Here is a 23168-nt window from a genome sequence, read left to right on the forward strand (position 1 = left end):
CCGTCCTTACGTTGAAAAATGCTGGACTAACAAATCTTGACCGCGATCGCCCATCTGGTGCAGCACAGATTCAATTTGCTTTAAGGCAAGGGACAAGGGCTGAGTTCGACCGTTGCCCCAACGATTCACACTTTGAAAGGAAACGCCTAACTTGGCGACAAACTCAGCCTGCGAAAGGGCAAACCGTTGCCGCGTTTCTCGCACAAGGTCGATTAGGTCTGATTGTTCAATCGTAGGCATACAGCACGAATCATGAGTTGCATTCATTGTACCTACCATCAAGCCTCAACGAGTGCAGGTTTGCAGTAGCCCCTAAAGATGAACGGTGCCAGGATGCAGCGCTAACACCATCCGGCGATCGTGCTAATGCGACAGGTGCATGACCAAGTTTAAGCGCATGCAAGCGCTGAGTTTTCTCACACCAAATCTAAGCAGCGTCCTCTGTGCTATCTAACCCTAGTCTCCATCGACCTAGACAATCTGCTCCGTTGCAATTAGTTCACGACAGTGTATCGACGATGCCGTTGTGTCATTTAGCACGACGGTTAATCTTAGACGTTCTAATTCGGCAGGCAGAGAAGATTTATAGTGTCTATGTATTGATTAGTAAAAGTGACGCAGTATAACGCTGCTGTTAGGTTATAAAAATGCTGCGCCTGTGGAGATAATTCGCGTGAAGACATTTTCTGAAGCTGTTGATGTTGGCACAAGCACTGCTGGGGCATGGGAACTTTTCGACAGCCTCGATGCTGTCGATATCGACTTTATGTTGGGCTCGTGGAAAGGTGCGGGCTTCCCCACTAATCACCCACTTGATGGCGCACTCGAGGCTTACTATTGGCACGGCAAGCGGTTCGAGAACACCGAGCAGGTCCATCCGCTAATTTTCAAGACCATGAGCGGGGACACAACAAGTATTAACCCCCTCTGGATGATGCCTGCGTTAAGTTTGCTTGATCGGTTGCCAATCCCCAAGTCGCAAGCTGTAGGGCGCATTTTTCAAATGTGCATTTCGTTGTTTGCCACCCGCCGTTCGTGTGCGCGTCTTCGGATGACACACTATCGGGGCAAGGAGAGTGCAACCATGATTTATGATGCTTTACCCATCAACGATATCTTCTGTAAGGTGGATGAGGATACCGTGTTGGGTGTCATGGACTTAAAGGGGATGGAACAACCCTTCTTCTTTGTGTTGCGGCGTGAGTAGAGTAAGGCTAAAAATTCGTTTGGGCTTGATTATAGCAATAGGCAAATTATAGGCAAGATTGAAGGGACGACAAATTGAAGCTTATAGAGGCTAGTTATTTTCTCATTCTACGATCGCACCTGAACGCTCAACTGTCCCTAATTTAGAGGAACGATCGCAATAGAGTAATCCTCTGGAGTTAAAGCGAGTTTCTTTTAAGTCAAACTAAGTCAAACAGTGTCGGAGTTTTTCAGCCAGGGTTTGAACATTGGGTTGCTTCAGTAGAGAGAGATGATTGCCTGGTACTTGATGAAGCTGAATATTTTGAGCCAGTGCATCCCAACCCAAAGTGAGATCTTGACCAATAGCGTCAGATTGTTCAGCGGCTTTAAATAGCGTAATCTGGTTGGGGTAAGGCTGTGGCACATATCGATAAGCGGCTTGGCTGTTGGCATACACAATTCGGAGCATCGGTGCGATCGCAGATTCATCCAATAGCTGCAATCGAGACTCTTCGGGAATCTGTCGAACAACCGCAGACCACTGCCAGCGAGAAAACCAGGGTTTCCAAGAACGAAGTCGGTTCGTCGCGATCGCGCCATAGTCCAGTACAAAGGGCAGGGTAGACCAGAAAGCCGTTCCCAAGAGAAACTTAAGACTTTGATAAAGAGACGGTTGATGATTGAGAGGAGCCGGAGTATCAAGAATTGCCAACAGTGCAATCTGCTGCCCTGCTTGGGTGAGTTGTTGCGCCATCTCAAAGGCAACCAGCCCCCCAAACGACCAGCCGCCCAGAAAATAGGGTCCGTGGGGCTGGAGCGCTTGAATTGCTCGAATATAGTAGGCAGCGATCGCTTCAATCTGGGTTAAAGGGGGATGTTTGCCGTCCAGCCCTAAAGGTTGAAGTCCATAGAAGCTGCGATCGCTCCCCAAATAATGCGCCAGTTCCAGATAGGGAAACACCACGCCAAACATGGGATGCACACAGAAGAAAGGTTGCTTGCTTCCACCTAAAGTTAAGGGAATCAGAGGCGATCTAGAGTCTGTAACCGAGTGGGGGGCTACAACCGGATCGCTGGATGGTGGAGCTGCTGTGTCCAGGTGTGGAATTTGGGCATAGCCGTTGGAGACTAAGGCTTCTCCGAGGTCGCCGCTGTGCGATCGCTGGCGACGGTGAGCCGCACGATCTAACCGGATCAAAGGGGGAATCTTTGGGGTTGAGTGGGTGTCCCGTAGAGTTTCCAGAATGGTCGCCAATTGGGCGATCGTGGGTGCTTCAAACACACTTTTCAAGGGCAACTCTAGCTCAAAAGCATCCCATACACGGGAAGTCATTTGTGTTGCTAACAGAGAGTGTCCGCCTAACTCAAAAAAGTTGTCATGAATGTTTAGGTGCTTGAGGTGTAACAGTTCTTTCCAAATATCAATTAGGGTCGATTCTGTTGGAGTTAATCCTGCGGTTCCTATAGCCTTGCGCTCTGCACTAATCGTTGCGCTTGATGAATAAATTGAATCTTCACTCGTTGGCGTTACATATCGATATTGCTCTGCAACGCCAACGCGATCAACCTTCCCATTGACAGTCAAAGGCAGCGTTTTCAACGGCACAAAAACCGAGGGCACCATATAGTCAGGTAAGGTCTTTTTAAGATATTGACGAAGGTCAGGAATCAGTTGACGGGCAAATTGAGACTGAAGCGGATCGTTGGTGTAGGGCTGACTCGGTTGATCCGTGGGCTGCGGGACGGGCAGCTCGATTGCATCTACGCCGTGGCGAGTCAACTGCACATCATAGTCGCCGATATGAGATGGAGTTGACCAGGTAATCTCCACCCTATAAGACACTGCCATTTCCAGATCCCACCAATCTTGAGGATCGATGCCGCATAACGGAGTAGCCGCGCAAACGGACTGTTCAGCCGAATCCTGCAATAAATCTCGCATCCGCCCAACCGTTTTTGGAGCTTCTTTGTTACGCAGCCAATTTGCTGTTTGGACAGCCGCAGCCACGCGACTATTCGTAACATGGGTGATCCTAAATATTTCTGGTTCAGTCTCGATTAAATTCTTCTGAATTTGCTCAACGGTGATGGGATTGAGTTTCCAATTATGGTGTTGAACTGAATTAACTGAGCGCAATTCAGGTTGATTCGCACCTGTAAATTTATCGTTTACATGCAGCAAGACGTTATAGCGAAACTGCGTCATTTCATTGTGACTGCGACCCCGCGAGAGACAAATTTGAACCCGCTGAATTTGAGAAAATCGCTCGCGCAATGCATCAAAAAACGCTGGGGCGATCGCTAATTCGGGTTCCTCAAACTGCGATCGCTCGACTTGCTGCTGAAGTTGGGTTCGTTCCATACTTGCATCAGCCTGAGAAAATTTCATCCAGGTATGAAAGGCAGTCAATAAAGGCAAACTTCGCACATCGCCAACAAACAGAACACCCCCCGAATTTACTGCTTGAATGGCTCCCTCCAACACCTGCATCAAATACTCTGCACTCGGAAAATACTGCACGACCGAGTTCAAAATCACGACATCAAACGATGCGGCATCAATACCTTCAAAATCAGTTGCCATTCGTTGCAAGAGTTCAACTTGAGGCAGATTGAGGATATCTAGTTGATGTTGAATTGATGCTAAAGAAACCGTCGAGAAATCCGTCCCCACATACTTTTCACAGTGAGGCGCAATTTGAAAGAGTAGTAATCCCGTGCCACAGCCGATTTCTAGTACCCGTTTGGGTTTAAGAGCGAGAATTTGCTGGACGCGATCGCTGACCCACTCTTGCATTTGCTCAAGGGGAATGGGTTCTCCGGTGTAGCTGCTGTTCCAGCCTGTGATGTTGAATTGGGGATTAGAGATGGGAGATTGATAGGTTTGGTTGTAGAGGGTTTGCCACTGTTGAATCTGCTGAGTTTGCAGAGATTGTAAGATAGTTTGCTGAAGATGCTGGTGAGTCGCTTGGGCAGTTCGTTGGGCAGAGTTGAGGCTGAAATAGGTGATCAGACGTATTTCGTCGAATGACTTGTCCGAGGCAATCACAACCACATCTTGAATATCTGGATGGCGTTGTAGCGTTGCTTCAATTTCGCCTAATTCGACTCGAAAACCTCGAATTTTAATTTGGCTATCCACTCGACCCAGAAATTCGATCGTTCCATCAGTGCGATATTGAGCGCGATCGCCAGTTCTGTAAAGTGCGGAGTACGGAGTGCAGAGTGCAGAGTTAAATGGATTGTCAATAAACCGCTCAGCCGTCAACTCTGGACGATTGAGATAGCCCCGTGCCAATCCTGCGCCGCCGATGTATAACTCGCCGGGGATGCCTATGGGAACAGGGTTTAAGCTAGCATCCAGAATATATACCTGGGTATTGAGAATAGGGCGACCAATCGTGCGTGGGTGAGCGCCAGGATGGAGTTCGGCAACCGTTGCCCAAATGGTAGTTTCTGTGGGTCCGTAGGCGTTGAAGAAATGACGATTTGCTGCCCAGCGATCGACGACTTGACTAGAGCAAGCTTCCCCTCCAGTAATCAGCACCTGGAGGTCGGGTAGCTCCGCAGAGGGTAGAACAGCCAGAACGGCTGGAGTAAGCAAAGCATGGGTAATTGCCTTGTCTTCTAGAAATTGCACCAGTGCCATTCCTGGTAGCTGGGCAGATTTGGGTGGAATATATAACGTGCCACCGGAGCCAAACGCCAGCGCAATCTCGAAAATGGAGGCATCAAAACTTAGAGAACTGAGTTGCAGAATTCGACTGCTATGGGATGTGTGAAAGATTTGCTGCTGTGCCTCAACAACGTTACACAAACCATGATGAGAGAGAAGAACTCCTTTAGGTGTGCCTGTGGAACCAGAGGTATAGATCACATAGGCAAGATGATCAGGAGTCAGGGAAATCATCTCACAGGTTTCAGTATGCAGCGGTAAGGGTTGATCTAGGAGAAGTATTTTCGCTGGTGATGCTGGTAGGGATTCGACTAACCAGGATTGCGTTAGCAGAATTGAAACCTGCGTATCGGTCAGCATAAAGTCGAGTCGATCGCTCGGATAATTGGGGTCGAGTGGCACATAGGCTCCTCCAGCTTTGAGAATTCCTAAAATACCAATCACCATGTCGAGAGAGCGATCAACACATAATCCAACTAGAGAATCAGGGCGAACTCCCATCTGTCTCAGCATTTGCGCCAGACGCTCGGCTTTCTGGTTCAGTTCTCCATAGGTCAGTGATCCCTGTTCCGACACTACTGCGATCGCGTCTGGAGTCTGCCTTACCTGTGCCTCAAAAATTTGATGAAAACAGCGATCGCTCTTATCGTCAGTGTGAGTTTGGTTCCATTCGACCAAATGTTGATAGTCTGCGGCTGTAAGCAGAGGTAGATCTGATAGACGAGCATCGGGATTGGCGACAATGCCTTCCAGCAAGGTTTGGAAATGCCCAACCAGGCGACCGATTCTGGCGCGATCGAACAAATCGGTACTGTAGGCAATAAAGCCGCCCAAGCCTGACTGAGATTCCCACAGGCTCCGCAGTCCGTGAGTGGGTTCCCACAGGTGAACTTCTAAATCAAACCGAGTGCTGCCTGACTCCAAAGGTGCAGGTTCCAGCGTCAATCCCGGTAGTTCTAACGGCTGCATGGGCGCATTTTGCAGCGCAAAGGCAACCTGAAACAGAGGATTGCGGCTGAGATCTCGCTCTGGATCTAGTTCTTCCACTAGCTTTTCAAATGGCAAATCCTGATGGGCATAAGCTTCAAGGGCAACATTCCGAACGCGCTCCAGCAATTCCCGAAAACTGGGATTACCTGATAAATCCGATCGCATCACCAAACTATTCACAAAAAAGCCAATTAGCCCCTCTAAATCACTGCGATGACGGTTAGCAATTGGAGATCCGATCGCAATATCTTCCTGTCCCGTATATCGGTATAGCAGCGTTTGGAATGCTGCCAGCAAAGTCATAAATAGGGATGCGCCGGATTGCTGGCTCAAGCTTGCCAATCCCTGGGTGAGCGTTGGCGAGAATTGCAGCGGATAGGTTGCGCCCCGATAGGTTTGAACGGCAGGATGAGGGCGATCGCTGGGCAAATGCAGCGCTGGCAAATCCTGTAATTGCTGACGCCAGTAAGCCAGTTGTTCCTCTAATACCCTTCCCTGTAGCCAGTTACGCTGCCAGCAGGCAAAATCGGTGTATTGAATCGGCAGCGGTGGTAAATCGGGCGATCGCTGTTCAACGAATGCAGTGTAGAAACACGCTAGCTCCTGGATCAACACTCCTAATGACCAGCCATCGGCAACAATATGATGCATCGTTAGCAGCAAAACCGCGTCAGTTGGATCAAATTGCAAGATTGTCACTCGCAACAGCGCATCAGTCGTCAAGTTGAACGGACGCTGTGCCTCCGCAGTGGCTAACTGTTGACCCAGGCGTTCTCGCTCCTGCACAGCAGCAGATTGAAGGTTTACTACAGGCAACGCGATCGCAAGGTTGGGTGCAATGACCTGAACAGGTTGCCCATCAACGATGGTGAATGTGGTGCGCAGGGCCGCATGACGACGCACAATTTCATCAAACGATCGCTCTAGTGCCTTGTGATCGAGTGTCCCGATTAAGCGAATGGCAGCAGGCACATTATAGAAAGGATTGTCGGGGGTCAGTTGATATAGAAACCACAGCCGCTGTTGAGCAAAGGACAGGGGAAACAGTTTTTCTTGAGTAGTGTTCGGGTCAGTCGGTTGAATGGTTGAAGTCTGAATAGCCTGCGATTGTGAGCGATGCAGGTAGGAGATCAGTTCAGCTTTACGATCAGCTAATTCCTGGCGCAATTCGCTCGTCAGCGTTCCTTCTGGAGCATTACAGCGCAACCGAATCCCATCTAAAGACACATTTTGTTTTGTAGGGTCGCTCTCGATAAATAACTGCACATCCAGACTTTTGAGATGGGAAACAAACTCAGCGATCGCCCGATTCGTCATAGTTCTATTTCCTCACGTCGTTGTGCTAATTCTTTGGCGGTATTGTTCAAACTACTGAAACCTGCTTGCGCTGTAGATTGCAACACTTCAATTCGTTGTGCCAATTCTGCGATCGTCGGAGTTTCAAACACGCTGCGTAGCGGCAGTTCCACCTGAAGTCGATCGCAGATACGCGAGACAAGCTGAGTTGCTAGTAGGGAATGTCCACCTAGCTCAAAAAAATTATCGTGAATGCTCACCTGTTTCCGCCCTAGAAGCTGCATCCAAAGCTGGACTAAAAAGGCTTCTACAGACGTTGTCGGTGCAACGGTCAAATTTACGTCCCTTGCAATAGTCACGTTGGGCGGTGGCAGTGCCTTCTGATCGACTTTGCCATTGATAGTCAGGGGAAGCGTATCCAGCGCCATGAAGACAGCAGGCAGCATATAGGCAGGTAATTTTGTTTTGAGAAACGATCGCAAATCCCGCTCAGTTGGCATCGCCGATTTGGGCACAACGTAGGCAACCAACTGGCGATCGCGATCGACCTCACGCACTACAACGACTGAGGTTTGCACCATCGGATGTTGCGCTATAGCCATTTCAATCTCGCCCAACTCTACCCGAAACCCCCGAATCTTGACTTGATGGTCGGTTCGTCCCAAAAACTCAAGATTCCCATTCGCACGGTAAAGGGCGCGATCGCCTGTCTTATAAAGGACTGAGAACTCAGCATTAATGAATTTTTCCGCTGTTAACTCTGGATAGTTCAAATATCCTCGTGCCAATCCCGCGCCGCTCAAATGAATTTCACCGACTACACCTGCTGGAACGGGATTCAGGTTTTCATCCAACAGATAAACCTGGGTATGGGCGATCGCCTGACCAATGGGGATCGTTGTCGCATTTTCTGGAACGTCCTCTACCTCATACCAGGTGGAAAATGTGGTGTTTTCGGTAGGTCCATACACATGGAGCAGATGTTGAGGTTTGCCGTGTTGCACGACAGACCGGACGCGATCAACATTCACCATCTCACCGCCAAACAAGAGATAGTTGAGCGATTGAAAAGCAACCGGAATTTGACTGACCGTTTGGTTGAATAACGCTGTGGTTAAAAACAGAATGCTAATCTGCTGCCGCTGCAATTCGGTGACAAACTCAGTGGGTGAAAGCGTGGTTTCTCGTTCAATGCCAATCAGTTGGGCACCATTCAGGAGTGCGCCCCACACTTCAAAGGTGGCGGCATCAAAAGCGAGGTTTGCCACTTGTGCCATGAGAGCGCCCGGTTCGATTTGCACGTAGTTGGTTTCACACACCAGCCGAGTCACTGCCCGATGCGGCACCATGACTCCTTTGGGCGTTCCGGTTGAACCAGAAGTGTAAATCACATAGGCAAGCTGATCGGCTGTGCAGGCAGCAGACAGGTTTTCATCTGACTCTTGAGCGATCGCGCCCCATTCTTGTTCTAGACAAATGAGCATCGTCTGGTCTGTTTGAAGGGACTCTGCCCAGTCTGCCTGAGTGAGGATAACTTCGATTCCGGCATCCTCCACCATCCAGCGCAGGCGTTCTGAGGGATAACTGGGATCAAGTGGCACGTAGCCCCCCCCCGCTTTTAGCACTGCCACCATCGCCGCGATCGCTTCGATCCCTCGTTCCAGGCAAATTCCGACGGGTGTTTCAGCTTTAACTCCTAGCCGCCGCAGATATCGCGCCAGTTGATTACTGCCCTGATTTAACGCCTCATAGGTGAATTGGCGATCGCCAAATTTGACCGCGATCGCCGTCGGTCTTTGCCTCACCTGCGCTTCAAACAACTGATGAATACAGGCATTTTCCGGATCGCTAGAATGAGTGCCTTGCCACTGTTGGAGTAATTCGCGTTGTTCTGTGGTGGTTAACAACGGCAAGGCAGAGAGATGAGTCTCTGGATTTGCCACAATCTCCTCCAGCAAGGTCTGAAAATGCTGTCGCAGAGATGCGATCGTGGTTGCATCGAATAAATCAGTGTCGTAAACTATCACTCCGCGTAATCCATCAGACTGCTGCCAGCCCTTTCCCCATAGGTTTCTGAAATTATCCGTGCATTTCCAGACATATAGCTCCAGGTCAAAACGCGACGTTTTTGTCTCCAACTCCAGCGGACTCAAAACTAATCCAGGTAAGACTAATTGTTCCATTGGCGTATTTTGTAGCGCAAAGACAACCTGAAACAGCGGATTTTGACCGAGGCTACGAATGGGTTGTAGCTCCTCTACCAGTTTCTCAAAGGGCAAATCTTGATGAGCATACGCCGCTAAGGTGACTTCTCGCACCCGCCCTAACAACTCGCGAAAGGTGGGATCACCTGCCAGACTAGTTCTTAACACCAAACTATTCACCAGGAATCCAATTAACCCCTCCAATTCACTGCGATGGCGATTGGCAATGGGCGACCCGATCGCAATATCGGTCTGCCCTGTGTAGCAATGCAATAACGTCTGAAAGGCTGCCAGCAGGATCATAAATAGCGTCACACCCGTCTGCTGACTTAATTCCTCTAGGGCATCCAACAATCGCTGCGGCAATTCCAGTAATTGGCTAGTACCCTGATGCCCTTGTCCTAATGAATGCAACGGATGAGACATTGCACCCGGCAAATTTAGAGTCGGTACATCTTTTAACTGCTGCTTCCAATAGTGCAACTGCGTGTTCAGCACCTCGCCCTGCAACCACTCCCGTTGCCAATGGGCAAAATCGGCGTATTGAATGGGCAATTCCGGCAACGCCGCCGCTCTATCTTCAACCAACGCTGCATACAGTTCACCCAACTCTCCGATCAGAACACCGCTTGACCACTCATCAAAGATAATGTGGTGGAGTGCCATCAGCAACAGATGTTCAGTGTCGTGCAATTGCCACAGTTTCACTCGAAACAGCGGTCCTTTATTTAAGTGAAAGGGCTGCTGAATCTCTTGCCGGATCTGCTCCAGTGCGGTGTCTTCACGAGTGGTGATTGGCAGGGCTTGCAAATCAATCGTCTGTAACGAGACTTGCAGGCTATGAGCGATCGCCTGAATCAATTGCCCATCCACCACATCAAAGGTGGTTCGGAGACTTTCGTGACGGTGAACGATCGCTTGAATACTTTGATGGAGCTGCGATCTCTGGAGCACGCCTGTGAGCCGAAATACTAGCGGAATAGAGTAGAGAGAGCTTCCAGGAAGCAATTGCTCAATAAACCACAAGCGCTGTTGAGCAAACGATGCTGGAAAGATGAAGACATCTTCCGCAACATGCCCCCGATTCGCCTCGTCTGAAATCATTCACACCTGCATCTTTTCAACCTCACTCTGTTGTAGAGGGAAAAGTGACTTAAGGCTTATGCTTTAAGACAGATTTTGAGCCGAGCGGGTATGTTTTTTTGCATTCGATGAATACTCTTCCCGTCGTTTTGCCTATATCAAAGGGATAAAAGCTTTAAACAGATAAGGTGCCTCGCTGTCGCACTCACATTAGGCAAAATACTGCGATCGCCCGATAGCAACGTATGAATTAACCCAAGCTTGGCGTTGCGTTACCTGACAGACCAGTGCCAGCCATCGTGCTATGACCTACCTTTGCCTCCTGTTCTGTAATACACCCTACAATAATTGCAAGTCACAGTCCTTTCAGGAGATCGCAAATGGCGGAAGTTGGCACTCGCTTTTACTGGTTGCTTCAGTCACTCATTGCCTTTATGCCCTATCTGCTAGGGGGGCTAGTCGCTGGCGCGATCGTCTTGGCGGCGGGCGTTTTCTTTGCCCGCTTCCTCCTATGGAAGTGGTTGCTGCCTTTTGAAGAATCCTGCTTATTGACTCTCAAATCGTGGGCTAACCCAACCTTAGACCGATATATGACAGCCGTGACCTGGCTGGCTCAGGGCGAGATTACTATCCCTTTGCTGATCGCGATCGGAGGGATTTTGATTTACCGCAACGAAGCGATCTCGGCCTTGGTCTTGGCGATCGGGCTAAGCGGTTCATGGCTGCTGAATGGGATCTTCAAGTCTTTCTTTCGGCGTAAACGACCTGATCTATGGGCATCCTCTAAACGTCCGATGGATTACAGCTATCCCAGCGGTCATGCCATGAGCGCAATTTCCTTCTACGGTCTGTTGGCAGCTAACCTAGCCTCTTGTCTCAGTATTCCTTTAGGCATCACCGCTAGCTTGGCAGGGGTCTTAACCTTAGGAGTAGGCTTTAGTCGGTTGTATTTAGGTGTGCATTGGCCAACAGATGTGTTGAGTGGATGGATTGCTGGCGCTATTTGGCTAGGGGCGTGTCTGTATGGACTGGTTCAAATCGGTGGGATTTGAACTGAGCTTAATGGGTACTGGTAGAAATGCCATTGAATCTAGGACGCAAGGGTTCTTCCCAATTCTTCAGATTGCTCAGTCACAACAGGATCGCTACTTTCATCTGAGAACTTTGCCAGCAGTTCAGGCGTAGGCACGCAAATCCAAAGAGCGCCAGGAACCACTTCAACTACGACAGGGGTAGTACCCAGGCACTCTCCGTCTGCATGAACTTCTAAGGCTGGATAGCTTCTAACCTCAATCTTAGAGGCTCGATAATTTTTGAGCCGGTCATGAGGGAGTTGCACACCCCGCATAGCTGTAAAGAAGTGGCGCAGATGATCCCATTTTGAGGGGTTGTCAATGTAGATCACATCCAGCTTGCCATCATTCATTTTTGCATCAGGCGCTAGGGCAAACTCTATGCCATAGCGCGGGCTGTTGCAGATATTGACTTGTAAGGTGTGCAGACGACGCATCCGTCTGCCGTCGAAGCGCAAGACCAAACGGTGCGGTTTGAACTGTAAAAAAGTTTTGATACCTACGAAGGTACTTTTGAGAGCTGCCAGGTAATTTTTCTTGATTCCTTCTTTGACTTCATCTCCACAAGGGAAGAGTGAGGCTTCTAAACCCACACCTACTACTTCCATAAAGTAATGGTTGTTTGCCTTGCCCATGTCAAATCGGCCGCGATCGCCCTCTGCCAGAATGCGAACAGCGTGAGTCACATCGTTAGGAATGTTCAAGCTAGCCGCAATATTATTTCGAGTTCCTAACGGAATGATGCCTAATGCAGTTTGAGTATGAACTAATCCACGAGCCACTGCTTCAATAGTGCCGTCGCCCCCCGCTACAATCACAAGTTTGGCTCCCCCTTTGGCAGCCTCAGCCGCAAGATGTTCACCATCCTCATCAGGTGTGGTCGTGCAGATTTCGGCTTCAACACCTTGAGTTTGCAAGGTATCTGCGAGTTCAGTTAACAACTGAGGATTCTCGACAGGACCAGAAGTTGGATTAACGATGAGTAAGGTGTTCATCTCTGTCTTTTCCTGTTGATTTGAACTTGAAGAGGGTGAGCGCATCAGATTAAAACCTGATCATACACATTTGCTAGGAAAAGGTTCTCTACCCTTGGTTTCGTCCAGTTAATGAGCTACTAAAATTCCACTTAATTAGCTATTAGCTATAAAACCGATTTGGAATCTTTTCCCTTACTAAAGCCCTTACTAACGAGCTTTGAGGTAAGTCATTAGCCGGGACTTAGTGGTAGACCCTGCTTATCAGAGTCTTACTTTGTAGCTATCGGGGAACTCCATCTGGCTGCAAGGCTCATGAACAAAAGAAAAGATATCAAATGGATTCCATAAAGCTTTCCTGACAATCGGTTCATTTTGTAGAACAGACGACAGTATTTTCACGGGGATTATTTGCACTATAGGCTCAGTTGAATCAGTACTCTGCTTGAGCCACAGGATGCTCAACTGTCTAGAACAGCCAGAGTATCTATCTACCAGGAGTTTCCCATGTTGAAGACTGTAAAAAGAGTTGCAGCCGCGATCGCAACGCCAGCGTTGTTTGTGGCTATTGCGCCTGACATTGCAAGGTCTGCGACTTTTCAGTTGCTAGAAGCGAGTATTCCCGATATTAATCAAGCGTTTGAAGCTAAAGCTTTGACCTCAGAACAGTTGGTGCAACTGTATCTAAACCGAATTACTGCCTACGATGAAGCCGGACCCAGCCTAAATTCTCTGATTACAGTCAATCCTACAGCGCTAGCCATTGCTAAAGCACTCGATTTGGAACGTCAGACCACGGGTCCTAGAAGCATCCTGCATGGCATTCCTGTCATCGTCAAAGACAATTTCGACACCTTCGATATGCCAACCACTGGGGGGTCGGTGACCTTAGCAGGTTCGATTCCGCCTAATGATGCGTTTGTGGTTCAGCAACTGCGGGATGCTGGAGCCATTATTCTGGGCAAAGCGAATTTAGATGAGTGGGCGCATGGAGGAGTCCCTGGAGGCGGCTATAGCGCTGTCGGTGGTCAAACTCTAAATCCTTACAACCTCTTACGCGGTCCTGCGGGGTCCAGTGGAGGAACAGGCGCTGCGATCGCTGCAAATTTTGGCGTGTTTGGGTTAGGGAGCGACACAGGTGGGTCGATTCGGGGACCAGCCGCCGCAAACGGGTTGGTGGGTATCAAGCCTACATTGGGACTAACCAGCCGGGATGGAGTCATTCCATTTGCGCTGTCGTTTGATGTATCGGGTCCGCTTGCTAAAAACGTAACGGATGCGGCGATCGCCCTCAGTTTTATGACGGGCATTGATGCTAACGATCCGGCTACAGCGGGTAGTGCAGGCCTGTTCTCTAAAGACTACACCCAATTTCTCACGCCCAATGCTTTAGCGGGAGCGCGCATTGGGGTTGCACGAGATTTCTTTGGGGGCAATCCAGATGTGGATGCAGCCATTAATTCCGCCATTGGCAATATTCAGACCCTTGGTGCAACGGTAGTAGATTCTGTCCTATTCCCTCCAAGTGTCTTCCCGCTGTTAAGCGCGACTTACAGCACTATCTCGGATACAGAGTTCAAAGCGCAATTGGCAGACTACTTGGCAACGGTAGGTCCAGAGTTTCCCAAAACGTTGGCAGAGGTGATTGCCATTAATCAATCTCCAGAGTCTGCAAACTCTCCCACGCCAATTAGTCCTGCTGTGTTGACACGCTTATTTCAGGCAGAGGTGCGGGGACCATTAAACAATCCAGATTATTTGGCAGCATTGTCAGCACAAGGCGAGATTAAGTCTGTTGTGCAAACTATTTTGGATGCGAACAACCTGGATGCTCTGATCTATCCAACTTCTCGCTGTCCTGCGGCTCCTAGAACGGGAATCGTTGACCCTACCTATTCCTGTATTTCGGGTCGGGGTGCAAGCAACTTTGCTAACTTGTCCGGCTTCCCTGATGTGCAAGTCCCTGCCGGTTTCACCACAGACGGATTGCCGATCGCCCTTTCATTCTTAGGAAGAGCCTACAGCGAGCCAGCTTTACTAGGCTATGCCTACGCCTTTGAGCAAGCTACAAATTATCGGGAACCTCCTGAGTCAGTGCCTGAGCTTCCCGGCGAGGTGATCACTTACGAGGCCGTTCCTGAGCCTACAACTGTGCCTGCCCTACTCATTTTTGGTGGGGCACTGCTCTGGAACAAACAGCGAAAACGCCAGAAAAATCAGTCACTAGTTCTGAAATAGTGGCAACTCAATAACGATTTTTATAAGCGCCAATGACCTGTAGAGGCTAGTTGCAACTAGCCTCTACGCCCAATTGTTTAGGACTTTACTTCACCTCTTTAACAGCAGAGAGCATTTTCGTTTTCCTGTAAAGTCGCTTTTGGTTTTTTTCCTGGCATCAGTTGGTTCTGTGTCTTTGAATGACTTTAATCAGAAGAACCTTTAGCAATTTCATCCTTTTCTATTGCCCTTGGTTCATTCACCTATTTTGGATAAGAGTAATATGACTATTCGCCCAAGATCCATTATTGCATCACTATTTGCTTCAGCCGCGACGTTCAGCGCGCTATCGTTTCCGAGCCTTGCTGCAACCTTTAACTTAGAGGAAGCAACGATCGCCGATATTCAGTCAGCCTATGATGCCAAAGCCTTGACGGCTGTGGACCTTGTACAGCTATATATTGATCGGATTGCTGCTTACGATGACAGTGGACCGAAAATCAACTCCGTTTCTACTATCAATCCTAATGTGTTGGAAATTGCGGCTCTGCTCGATGAAGAGCGTCAACTTTACGGTCCCCGAAGCCCATTACATGGCATTCCAGTGCTGCTAAAAGACAACGTTGATACCTATGACATGCCGACCACTAATGGGTCTGTCATTTTGAAAAACTCAATTCCTCCAGATGATGCCTACATTACCAAAGCGTTGCGAGACGCAGGAGCCATTATCTTAGGTAAAGCCGATATGGGAGAGTTTGCTGGAGGCAGCTACAACACCGTCGATGGACAAACGCTCAATCCCTATAACCTTAAACGCCAAACGGGTGGCTCAAGTAGTGGCTCCGGTGCAGCTATTGCTGCCAACTTTGCCGTTCTTGCTATTGGCACAGACACTAGTACGTCTGTGCGTGGACCTGCGGCTTACACCGGCATTGTTGGGTTGCGGCCCACAACAGGATTGATCAGCCGAGATGGTATTGCTCCCAAAAATTTGACCTTTGACACCGCAGGCCCAATGGCGCGAACGGTGACAGATGTTGCACTGATGCTAAATGTTCTTGCAGGGGTCGATCCGGCTGACCCACTGACGTTAGAAGCGGAGGGAAAAATCTCTGATGACTATACTCAATTTCTAGTCAAGGGTTCCCTTAAGGGCGCTCGCCTTGGCGTTGCACGAGACTTTTTTGGTGGCGATCCAGAAATTGATGCCCTGGCAGAAACCGCGATCGCCGAGTTAAAAGAATTGGGTGCCGAAATTATTGACCCCGTTCTATTTGATCCCGCATTTCTCGATTTTTACGTGCGTAATGGCGGTCCCAATATCCGAACGATAGCGGATTACCGCTTTAAAGAAGATTGGGAAGCGTACCTGGCAACCCTCGGCCCAGAGGTTCCCAAAACGGTTGAGGAGTTTATCCGAATTTACGAAACAGAGATTAATTTATCTCCCTTACCTGTAGAAAACAGTGTCCTTAATTTGTTGAAGCGATCGCTATTAACCTCCACAGATGACCCAGCTTATAAAAACCTGATCGAGAACGTTTTGCCTGAAGCAACAGAACTAAAGCTGGCTCTGTTTGATGCTTACGATCTAGATGCGCTGGTTTTTCCCTATCAGACCAGTTTTGCCTCCCCGATCAGGAATCCAGCTTATTCTGTTAGCGATCCAACCTTTGTCTCGTCTAACCGTCTCCAGCCTTCAATTGTGGCAGGTTACAGTTCAGTAGGGTTCCCAGGAATTGTGGTTCCAATGGGATTTGGTTCTCAAGGATTGCCAATGGATATTTCGTTCTTTGGACGACCCTACGAAGAAGGAAAGCTACTTGGCTATGCCTACGATTATGAGCAGGCGACACTATTGCGGGAGGCTTCTCCGCTAGTTCCCGCTCTTGAAGGAGAAACTATTGAATACGAAGCTGTACCAGAACCAACAACAATGGCTGGATTTGCGGTGACCGGGTTTGGCATGATCTATGCACGTCGCCGCTCACGCAAAACAGCCTAAGCGAAGTCCAAGTGCCAAATATTAAGCTCCTTAGAAACTACCAAGCCGTTCTAGGTGCTTACGTTCCGGTAAGGTTACTTCTTGCCAAGCCGCTTGAACGTGCCTAAGTTCATCGACTGCTAAAGAAGGAACCCAAGCTCAATTGGCAGCGCGATTCAAGGTGAGCTTGAGTTTTGTCCGAGGGTGCTGCGCTGATATCTGAAAATCGCTGTAAGTTAGCTTAGTTGCAAGTAGGTCATAATTCTTCTTTGACCTACTTGCAGCGATTTTTCTTCTTTCACATAAAAGGTCTACTATTTTGCTGCAATCATGCTGTGATAGGACAGAAGACGCTTTAATGTTGTTGATTGCACCCCGATAAATGCTGTAAAAAATTTAGCTTATCCTTCATAGGTTCTGCCACGCCAGCTTTTGGGGGTTTGCATAGAAGAGAGAAAAATTCTCAAAACGGCAAGTGGGTCGGCGAGGGGAGACAGCCAGAACAGCCAGGAGGCTTTGGCTTGCGAGAGATCATAGGAAGGGGCGATCGCAAAGTTTAGCCCAATCCGAATTGATAGTAGTAAGAGATTTAAACCCAGCAAACTCTGCATTGCCAGATTAGTCTGTCCGCTGCTCATTGGAATCAACAGCCAAATTGTTAAAGGCAACGGCAAGCCCTGCACCATCAGTAATAGCAGCCAATCCCCCCAAATTTGAGCGCGAGAAGCGGCATCTTTTAAATCCAGCGATCTCCCCCATTCTTTCCAGGTTTCCGCTGCTCCTTCATACATTCTCACCTTCAAGACATTGGCTCCATCCAAAAAGCCGACTTTTGCACCTTGGGCGGCAATTTCTCGCGCTAAGGTGACATCATCACAAAACGATCGCTTCGCACTGGTGTATCCATTTACCTGGGCTAGCAGCGATCGCCGACAGAAAAAGCATTGTCCATTTGCCATTACCCGCTCTGGAGCATTGCTCGTTTCCCCGGCTGCTCCGAACCGATACACCAGCGTCATCAACAAGGCAGGCTGTAACCAAATTTCACCTGGATAGCTCAAGATAAACTGAGGCGATAGGGAAATTAAATCGTAGTTATGGGCGATCGCCGTCTCTAGCAAACTTGCCACCAAACCAGGCTGGGGTTGGGTATCGGCATCAACTCCCAAAATCCATTCACTTTGCTCGGAGCTTGCCAAAAATCCATTGTGAAGCGCCCAAGGACGACCCACCCAATCCGTTGGCAAGGGGTCATCATTCATCAGTCGAAATCGTGGATCGTGTTGCTGTTTTGCTTTGACTAGATCCGGTGTCGCATCGGTGGAGCAGCTATCCACCACGATCACTTCTCGCACTTCGTAACTTTGCCGACTCAGCCCCTCTAAACAAGGCATAATCCGCTCTGCTTCGTTCAGCGTTGGCACGACGACACTCACTTTGCCCAAAAATCCGGGTTGGGCGAGTTGCGGACGTAATGGCGGAAACCGGGTAGGTCCTCTGAGCAGCCGCGATAGCAAAATGGCGGTGGCTGGAAGCTGAGCTAACAACAGCACAAAAAAACTGACATTTGGCAACTCATCCGCTTTCAATGCTACTTGCGCCAAATGCCCGCTAAATTGTGCGAATAAACTAATCAACCGAATTGACCTCGTATCGTGTGAACTATTGCGTGATTATAGGGGTTGAAATGGAGCGATTTTGGGTTCTCGAACTGCCACTTCGTCGGCTCCAGCACTCCACCAGAGGGCGATCGCCGGAACAACACCAACCACCACACTGATCACCGTTGGAATCCAAAACCGCACATCTAACTGGGCGATCGTGATCAAAGCGCCAAAGGCAAAGTTCACCAAATAAATCACTAAAGGTGTGGCTAACTGGCTGCGTTTAAGCGGTAAGGTCGGTGTTCGCCAAAACAACGTTGCTACGGACATAAACACCAGTCCCGTTCCTAGCCAACCCGTGATGTTTCGGTAGGGCATTCCAAAAAATTCACCCACATCTTGAAACTCCCAAAAAGGGTAGGCTGCCTGACTCATGGCTGGATCGAGGACAAAATCCCAAGCAGTTAATAGAATGGCACCGATCGCGATTCCACCAATCTTTGCACCCCATCCATTAATGCCCTTCGCTTCCAATCCGCTTCGCGCCAACACATAGGTTGAAAAGCCCAGATAGAACCACGACAGAGGAATTGTGAAGGGCACCAAGCCAGCAATCTTATAGCCTAATCCGCTGAGATAGCTGTAATGTCCAAAGGGAAACCCAGTGCTGGTTCCCAATAGTTCACTGCTTAAAGATAAAAATACAGCCGGAAGCATGAATCCTAGCAAGTTTCGCCAGCCTAAAGTGCGATAGGCATACAGCGCAACGGCTACAGCACCTAGCACAATATAGACCACTCCACCGTTTGACATAGATAGCCCAAATAGCTGCTGACCGAAGGAAGGTAGCTGAGCGATAAATTGAGGATTTGGCAGAACCAGCAGTAACCCAGCTAAGCCAAACACTAAGGATAGAACGTGACCGATCAGGCAGACGCGCTCAGTGACAACCAGTTGCTTCATAGAAAATCCTTCAAAGAGTGGGGCATCTAGGAATGCCTGGTATACAGTTTACAAATGTTTAAGAACAAAATTGTAACGAAATATAAAGATAGGGTAGGAAGTTAGTCTGTTATCTTTGCCGGAACGCCTTCGCCAATGGTCTCCAACAGCCCGCGAAATAGCTGAATACCGTCAGTTCCGCCTAAAACTGAATCGGCAGCTCGTTCGGGATGGGGCATCATGCCGAGAACATTGCCTTGAAGATTACAAATTCCAGCGATGTTTTGTAAAGAGCCATTGGGATTGTTAGCAGAGTCGATTGTGCCATCGGCTGAGCAGTAACGAAACAAAATTTGGTGATGATCTTCTAGAGCCTTGAGCGTATCCGCATCAGCATAGTAGCTGCCTTCGCCGTGGGCAATGGGCAAAGTAATCACTTCGCCCGATTGATAGTGACTTGTCCAGGGTAGATTAGTGCGTTCCACTTTTAGAGGAACCCGATCGCAAATAAAGTGAAGATCCCGGTTTCTCACCAGCGCACCCGGAAGCAATCTCGCCTCGGTCAAAACCTGAAAGCCATTGCAAATTCCAAGGACATACTTGCCTCGATTGGCATGATCTACCACCGATCGCATCGCTGGAGAAAATCGCGCGATCGCCCCACAGCGCAGATAATCGCCATAGCTAAACCCACCGGGAACGATCACCACATCCACATCGGACAAATCGCTGTCTTCATGCCAGATCATTCGAGTCGGTTGCTGCAACAAATCGCGGGTGACATAGGCAACGTCGCGATCGCAATTTGACCCCGGAAACACAATTACTCCAAATTTCACAGACTGCACCACTGCCACTCTCCTTTGTAAGGCTAAGCTAATAGATGATATTAAATCCACAATAGAGATCTGACATCGGTGTTGTGCAGGGCATTTCTTGTGAATGGTCTTTAAATAGTAAAAGATTATTCTTTACCCAATCCCTTGATGCAAAATCAGCCTGTTGCCATCGGGGTCATAGGCATAGACCTCTCTGCCATGAGATGCGGTTAGGATTTTGCCGGGGGGAGGATAGCCCAATGCTGTCAGGTGGGCGATCGCGACCTCTAAATCCATGACTTCTAAACAAAGGCTGACATGAGTGTGGAGTGCGAAGTGCGGGGTTCGGAGTTCGTCATTTGCCATTCTTGACTCATTATTCGCCTTGGGGCGATAGAGACCCAGTTTTAACCCTGGCAGTTGAAATTCTGCGTAGACATTGGGAGTGTAAGCAGTCGTTTCTTGGGTGAAAAGCGCTTTGTAAAAGCAAACGAGGCGATCGAAGTTGGGGGCGGCGATCGTAATTAGGGCAGCGGTGTGGTTTAAGGGCATCGTCTAGATTCGTTGACAAAATATAAAAAACCGTGATTAGTCAAAGATAGCTAAGGTATCCTGAACTAAATCTAAGCAGCAGTGGTAATTGGGATGCAAATGAGACTGGCGGCGCGAGTTGGGCAGGTGAACCCTTCACTCACCTTAGCGATCGACTCGAAGGCGAAAGCCATGAAAGCTGAGGGTGCTGATGTTTGTAATTTCAGCGTAGGAGAACCCGATTTTCCGACTCCAGCCCACATTCGCCAAGCCGCAACAGACGCTTTAGAAGCCGGTAAAACTCGCTATGGAGCCGTGGCAGGCGAGATGAAATTGCGGCAGGCGATCGCCCAAAAGCTGCAAACCGAGAATGGACTTTGCTATGGCGCTGAAAACATCATCGTGACCAACGGCGGCAAACACTCGCTCTATAACCTGATGATGGCGACGATTCAGCCAGGGGATGAAGTGATTATTCCCGCGCCTTACTGGCTGAGCTATCCCGAAATGGTGACCCTGGCGGGTGGCACCCCCGTAATTGTGCAAACGGACGAAAGTACGAAGTTTAAAATTACTCCAGAACAGCTACAGCAGGCAATTACACCGAATACGCGCCTGTTTGTGTTGAATTCGCCCTCCAATCCTACGGGTATGGTTTACGCGCCTGATGAAGTGCGTGCGTTGGCAAAAGTAGTGGTCGAAAATGATCTTTACGTCGTTTCCGATGAGATTTACGAAAAGCTGCTCTACGATGGAGCCGAACACCTCAGCATTGGAGCCGTCAGCCCAGAGGTGTTTGAACGGACCATTGTTAGCAGTGGTTTTGCCAAAGCCTATGCCATGACGGGTTGGCGAATTGGATTTTTGGCGGCCCCGGTTGAACTCATTCGCGCTTGCAGCTTAGTTCAGGGACACAGCACTTCAAATGTGTGTACATTTGCTCAATATGGGGCGATCACAGCCTTGGAAGGCTCTCAAGACTTCATCCAAGATATGCTGCAAGCGTTTGCCCAACGCCGCAAGCTGATGCTGGGCTACCTCAACGATATTCCTGGCATCACCTGCGCGGAACCCAACGGCGCATTCTACCTGCTGCCCAACATTAAACGCACTGGCATGAAATCAATCGAATTTTGCGAAGCATTGCTAGAAGAACAACAAGCCGTTATGGTTCCTGGCATTGCCTTTGGCAGCGATGGTTATGTCCGCATTTCCTACGCGACCGATACTGACACCATCAAAAAAGGGATGGAGCGTCTGGATAAGTTTGTCCGATCCAGACTGTGAAGTGAAAAGGTCTCATGTATCTAGCCTGCTGCGAGTTCAACATCACAAATACCTTGAAATGAGAAATAAAGGCTAGCAGTTTGCGGAGCAGGAGTTCGCTGCCTGTTTTCATTGACTAAGAAATTCACTGATAACTCCTGGTGCTCATAGGCAGCAATCTATAATCCCTTTGCATCCTTAGCACATAGCATTTCTCCTAGGGGAGGCGCTACGTGAACACCATAGTCTGAAAAAGGATGGCTAACTTACGCCGTAAGCTATTAATGGTAGTCTTCGATGTGGCTGAAATGTTGCACCGAAAGGTCACTATTGGGTTAACTGGAATATAAGCATCTTTTCTTTCATTGATTCTTAGTGTGCATTTATACTAAGTATATTAAAAAATTCTATTTACACTATTTTCGTCATTCTCACCACACTGGCATCAGGGGTATGAAACGAAGGGCAATCATCACAACCTCACTCACTTTAGGCATAATTGGGTGGTTTTTTCATAGTCATGGAAACACTCAACAATCAGTAAGAGTTCGGGTTGACCGTGTTTTAGAAGTCCGAAGCACTGCTGGAAAAGTCGATTACTTGAGTAATGCATTTTCTCGTCCAGTTCAGATAGGAGATGTATTGCGGAAAGTTGGCGATGGGGTTGCAACCGGAACTCGGTCTAAAGCTGTCCTATTTGTGGATACGGGAATTGGTGTAGTAGACGTTTCAGAGAATGCTGATCTCCGCATTGCAGGCTTAGCCACTGCCCCAGACAATGGGCGAATTATTCGTTTACGCCTAACCAAAGGGCAGGTACGTCTGCGGGTGCGCCGTTTTACTCATCGTGGCTCCCAATTAGACATCCAAACCCCTGCTAGCTTGAGCGGAGTACGGGGCACTGAGTTTGGAGTGGCGGTACAACTGAATGGTAAAACTGGGTTGGCGGTGCTTCAGGGCGCTGTTGCTAGCGCGGCGCAAAGGCAAGGAACGGCAGTGACAGGTGGATTTCAGAATTTCACCATGCCTGGAGAACCTCCTTCTGCTCCAGTGCCCTTAAAAAACGATACTCGCTTGCGCTATGACTTTGAGCGAGTCATTGAAGGAGGAATTCGTAAGATCAAGCTCCGAGGTCAGGTAGATTCTGTCAATAATGTGATGGTCGATGGAAAGCCTCAGGTGACTGATCGCTCTGGCAAGTTCGCTACAGATCTGCAAGCATTACCTACGTCACTATCTTTTCAAGTTGTGGTAACCACTCCGCTGGGTAAACAGCAGAGTTACTCGGTAGCGTTCCGATAACCTTCAGCGATGTGACC

14 protein-coding genes are annotated in these 23168 nt (G+C 48.9%); 6 read left to right on the forward strand and 8 right to left on the reverse strand.

Annotation, left to right across the window (positions count from 1 at the left end; all coding sequences use genetic code 11):
* Window positions 1-6 precede the first annotated feature (6 nt).
* A complete protein-coding gene (locus JOY44_RS21915; protein WP_171575606.1) occupies window positions 7-240 on the reverse strand; it encodes a helix-turn-helix domain-containing protein in 234 nt (77 codons plus the stop codon).
* Between the two features lie 433 nt (window positions 241-673).
* Between JOY44_RS21915 and JOY44_RS21920 the strand changes: the two genes are divergently transcribed.
* Window positions 674-1207 (forward strand): DUF4334 domain-containing protein, encoded by a 534-nt coding sequence (locus tag JOY44_RS21920; protein ID WP_197985657.1) that lies wholly within the window; start codon window positions 674-676, stop codon window positions 1205-1207.
* Window positions 1208-1411: 204 nt separating this feature from the next.
* Here the strand turns inward: JOY44_RS21920 and JOY44_RS21925 are convergent, their stop codons facing one another.
* Complete coding sequence (locus JOY44_RS21925; protein ID WP_171575607.1) at window positions 1412-7171, reverse strand: non-ribosomal peptide synthetase; 5760 nt, start codon at window positions 7169-7171, stop codon at window positions 1412-1414.
* Entirely contained in the window at window positions 7168-10458 is a 3291-nt protein-coding gene (locus JOY44_RS21930; RefSeq protein ID WP_171575608.1) for a non-ribosomal peptide synthetase, read from the reverse strand. Before JOY44_RS21930 ends, JOY44_RS21925 begins: the two co-directional genes overlap by 4 nt.
* A 359-nt stretch (window positions 10459-10817) precedes the next feature.
* Here JOY44_RS21930 and JOY44_RS21935 point away from each other — a divergent pair, with 359 nt between their 5' ends.
* Window positions 10818-11489 (forward strand): phosphatase PAP2 family protein, encoded by a 672-nt coding sequence (locus JOY44_RS21935; RefSeq protein WP_171575609.1) that lies wholly within the window; start codon window positions 10818-10820, stop codon window positions 11487-11489.
* Between the two features lie 38 nt (window positions 11490-11527).
* On the opposite strand, the gene JOY44_RS21940 is transcribed toward JOY44_RS21935, so the two are convergent.
* Entirely contained in the window at window positions 11528-12505 is a 978-nt protein-coding gene (locus tag JOY44_RS21940; protein ID WP_171575610.1) for a diacylglycerol/lipid kinase family protein, read from the reverse strand.
* A 486-nt stretch (window positions 12506-12991) separates the two neighbouring features.
* On the opposite strand from JOY44_RS21940, the gene JOY44_RS21945 reads away from it, so the two are divergent.
* A complete protein-coding gene (locus JOY44_RS21945; protein ID WP_171575611.1) occupies window positions 12992-14722 on the forward strand; it encodes an amidase family protein in 1731 nt (576 codons plus the stop codon).
* A gap of 262 nt (window positions 14723-14984) precedes the next feature.
* On the forward strand, window positions 14985-16709 hold the full coding sequence (locus JOY44_RS21950; protein ID WP_171575612.1) for an amidase family protein: 1725 nt from the start codon (window positions 14985-14987) through the stop codon (window positions 16707-16709).
* 380 nt (window positions 16710-17089) lie between these two features.
* On the opposite strand, the gene cruG is transcribed toward JOY44_RS21950, so the two are convergent.
* From cruG to JOY44_RS21970, 4 genes are all read right to left on the reverse strand, one after another.
* Complete coding sequence (gene cruG, locus JOY44_RS21955; protein WP_197985658.1) at window positions 17090-18325, reverse strand: 2'-O-glycosyltransferase CruG; 1236 nt, start codon at window positions 18323-18325, stop codon at window positions 17090-17092.
* A gap of 36 nt (window positions 18326-18361) precedes the next feature.
* Window positions 18362-19255: a gamma-carotene 1'-hydroxylase CruF gene (gene cruF / locus JOY44_RS21960; RefSeq protein WP_171575613.1), complete on the reverse strand. Its 894-nt coding sequence runs from the start codon at window positions 19253-19255 to the stop codon at window positions 18362-18364.
* 101 nt (window positions 19256-19356) lie between these two features.
* The gene (gene purQ / locus JOY44_RS21965) at window positions 19357-20073 is read right to left on the reverse strand and encodes a phosphoribosylformylglycinamidine synthase subunit PurQ (protein WP_171576193.1); all 717 of its coding nucleotides are present in this window, start codon (window positions 20071-20073) and stop codon (window positions 19357-19359) included.
* Between the two features lie 132 nt (window positions 20074-20205).
* Window positions 20206-20604: a VOC family protein gene (locus tag JOY44_RS21970; protein ID WP_171575614.1), complete on the reverse strand. Its 399-nt coding sequence runs from the start codon at window positions 20602-20604 to the stop codon at window positions 20206-20208.
* Between the two features lie 93 nt (window positions 20605-20697).
* On the opposite strand from JOY44_RS21970, the gene JOY44_RS21975 reads away from it, so the two are divergent.
* Entirely contained in the window at window positions 20698-21870 is a 1173-nt protein-coding gene (locus JOY44_RS21975; RefSeq protein WP_322091356.1) for a pyridoxal phosphate-dependent aminotransferase, read from the forward strand.
* Between the two features lie 432 nt (window positions 21871-22302).
* Window positions 22303-23151 (forward strand): FecR domain-containing protein, encoded by an 849-nt coding sequence (locus JOY44_RS21980; RefSeq protein ID WP_171575615.1) that lies wholly within the window; start codon window positions 22303-22305, stop codon window positions 23149-23151.
* Window positions 23152-23168: the final 17 nt, after the last annotated feature.

The sequence above is a fragment of the Leptolyngbya sp. Cla-17 genome (genome assembly GCF_016807185.1).
Lineage (GTDB): Bacteria > Cyanobacteriota > Cyanobacteriia > Leptolyngbyales > Leptolyngbyaceae > ULC077BIN1.

Coding starts and splice junctions, on each gene's coding strand:
- JOY44_RS21915 (WP_171575606.1), bottom strand. CDS start 240: ATGCCTACGATTGAACAATCAGACCTAATCGACCTTGTGCGAGAAACG.
- JOY44_RS21925 (WP_171575607.1), bottom strand. CDS start 7,171: ATGACGAATCGGGCGATCGCTGAGTTTGTTTCCCATCTCAAAAGTCTG.
- JOY44_RS21930 (WP_171575608.1), bottom strand. CDS start 10,458: ATGATTTCAGACGAGGCGAATCGGGGGCATGTTGCGGAAGATGTCTTC.
- JOY44_RS21935 (WP_171575609.1), top strand. CDS start 10,818: ATGGCGGAAGTTGGCACTCGCTTTTACTGGTTGCTTCAGTCACTCATT.
- JOY44_RS21940 (WP_171575610.1), bottom strand. CDS start 12,505: ATGAACACCTTACTCATCGTTAATCCAACTTCTGGTCCTGTCGAGAAT.
- JOY44_RS21945 (WP_171575611.1), top strand. CDS start 12,992: ATGTTGAAGACTGTAAAAAGAGTTGCAGCCGCGATCGCAACGCCAGCG.
- JOY44_RS21950 (WP_171575612.1), top strand. CDS start 14,985: ATGACTATTCGCCCAAGATCCATTATTGCATCACTATTTGCTTCAGCC.
- cruF (WP_171575613.1), bottom strand. CDS start 19,255: ATGAAGCAACTGGTTGTCACTGAGCGCGTCTGCCTGATCGGTCACGTT.
- JOY44_RS21970 (WP_171575614.1), bottom strand. CDS start 20,604: ATGCCCTTAAACCACACCGCTGCCCTAATTACGATCGCCGCCCCCAAC.
- JOY44_RS21975 (WP_322091356.1), top strand. CDS start 20,698: ATGCAAATGAGACTGGCGGCGCGAGTTGGGCAGGTGAACCCTTCACTC.
- JOY44_RS21980 (WP_171575615.1), top strand. CDS start 22,303: ATGAAACGAAGGGCAATCATCACAACCTCACTCACTTTAGGCATAATT.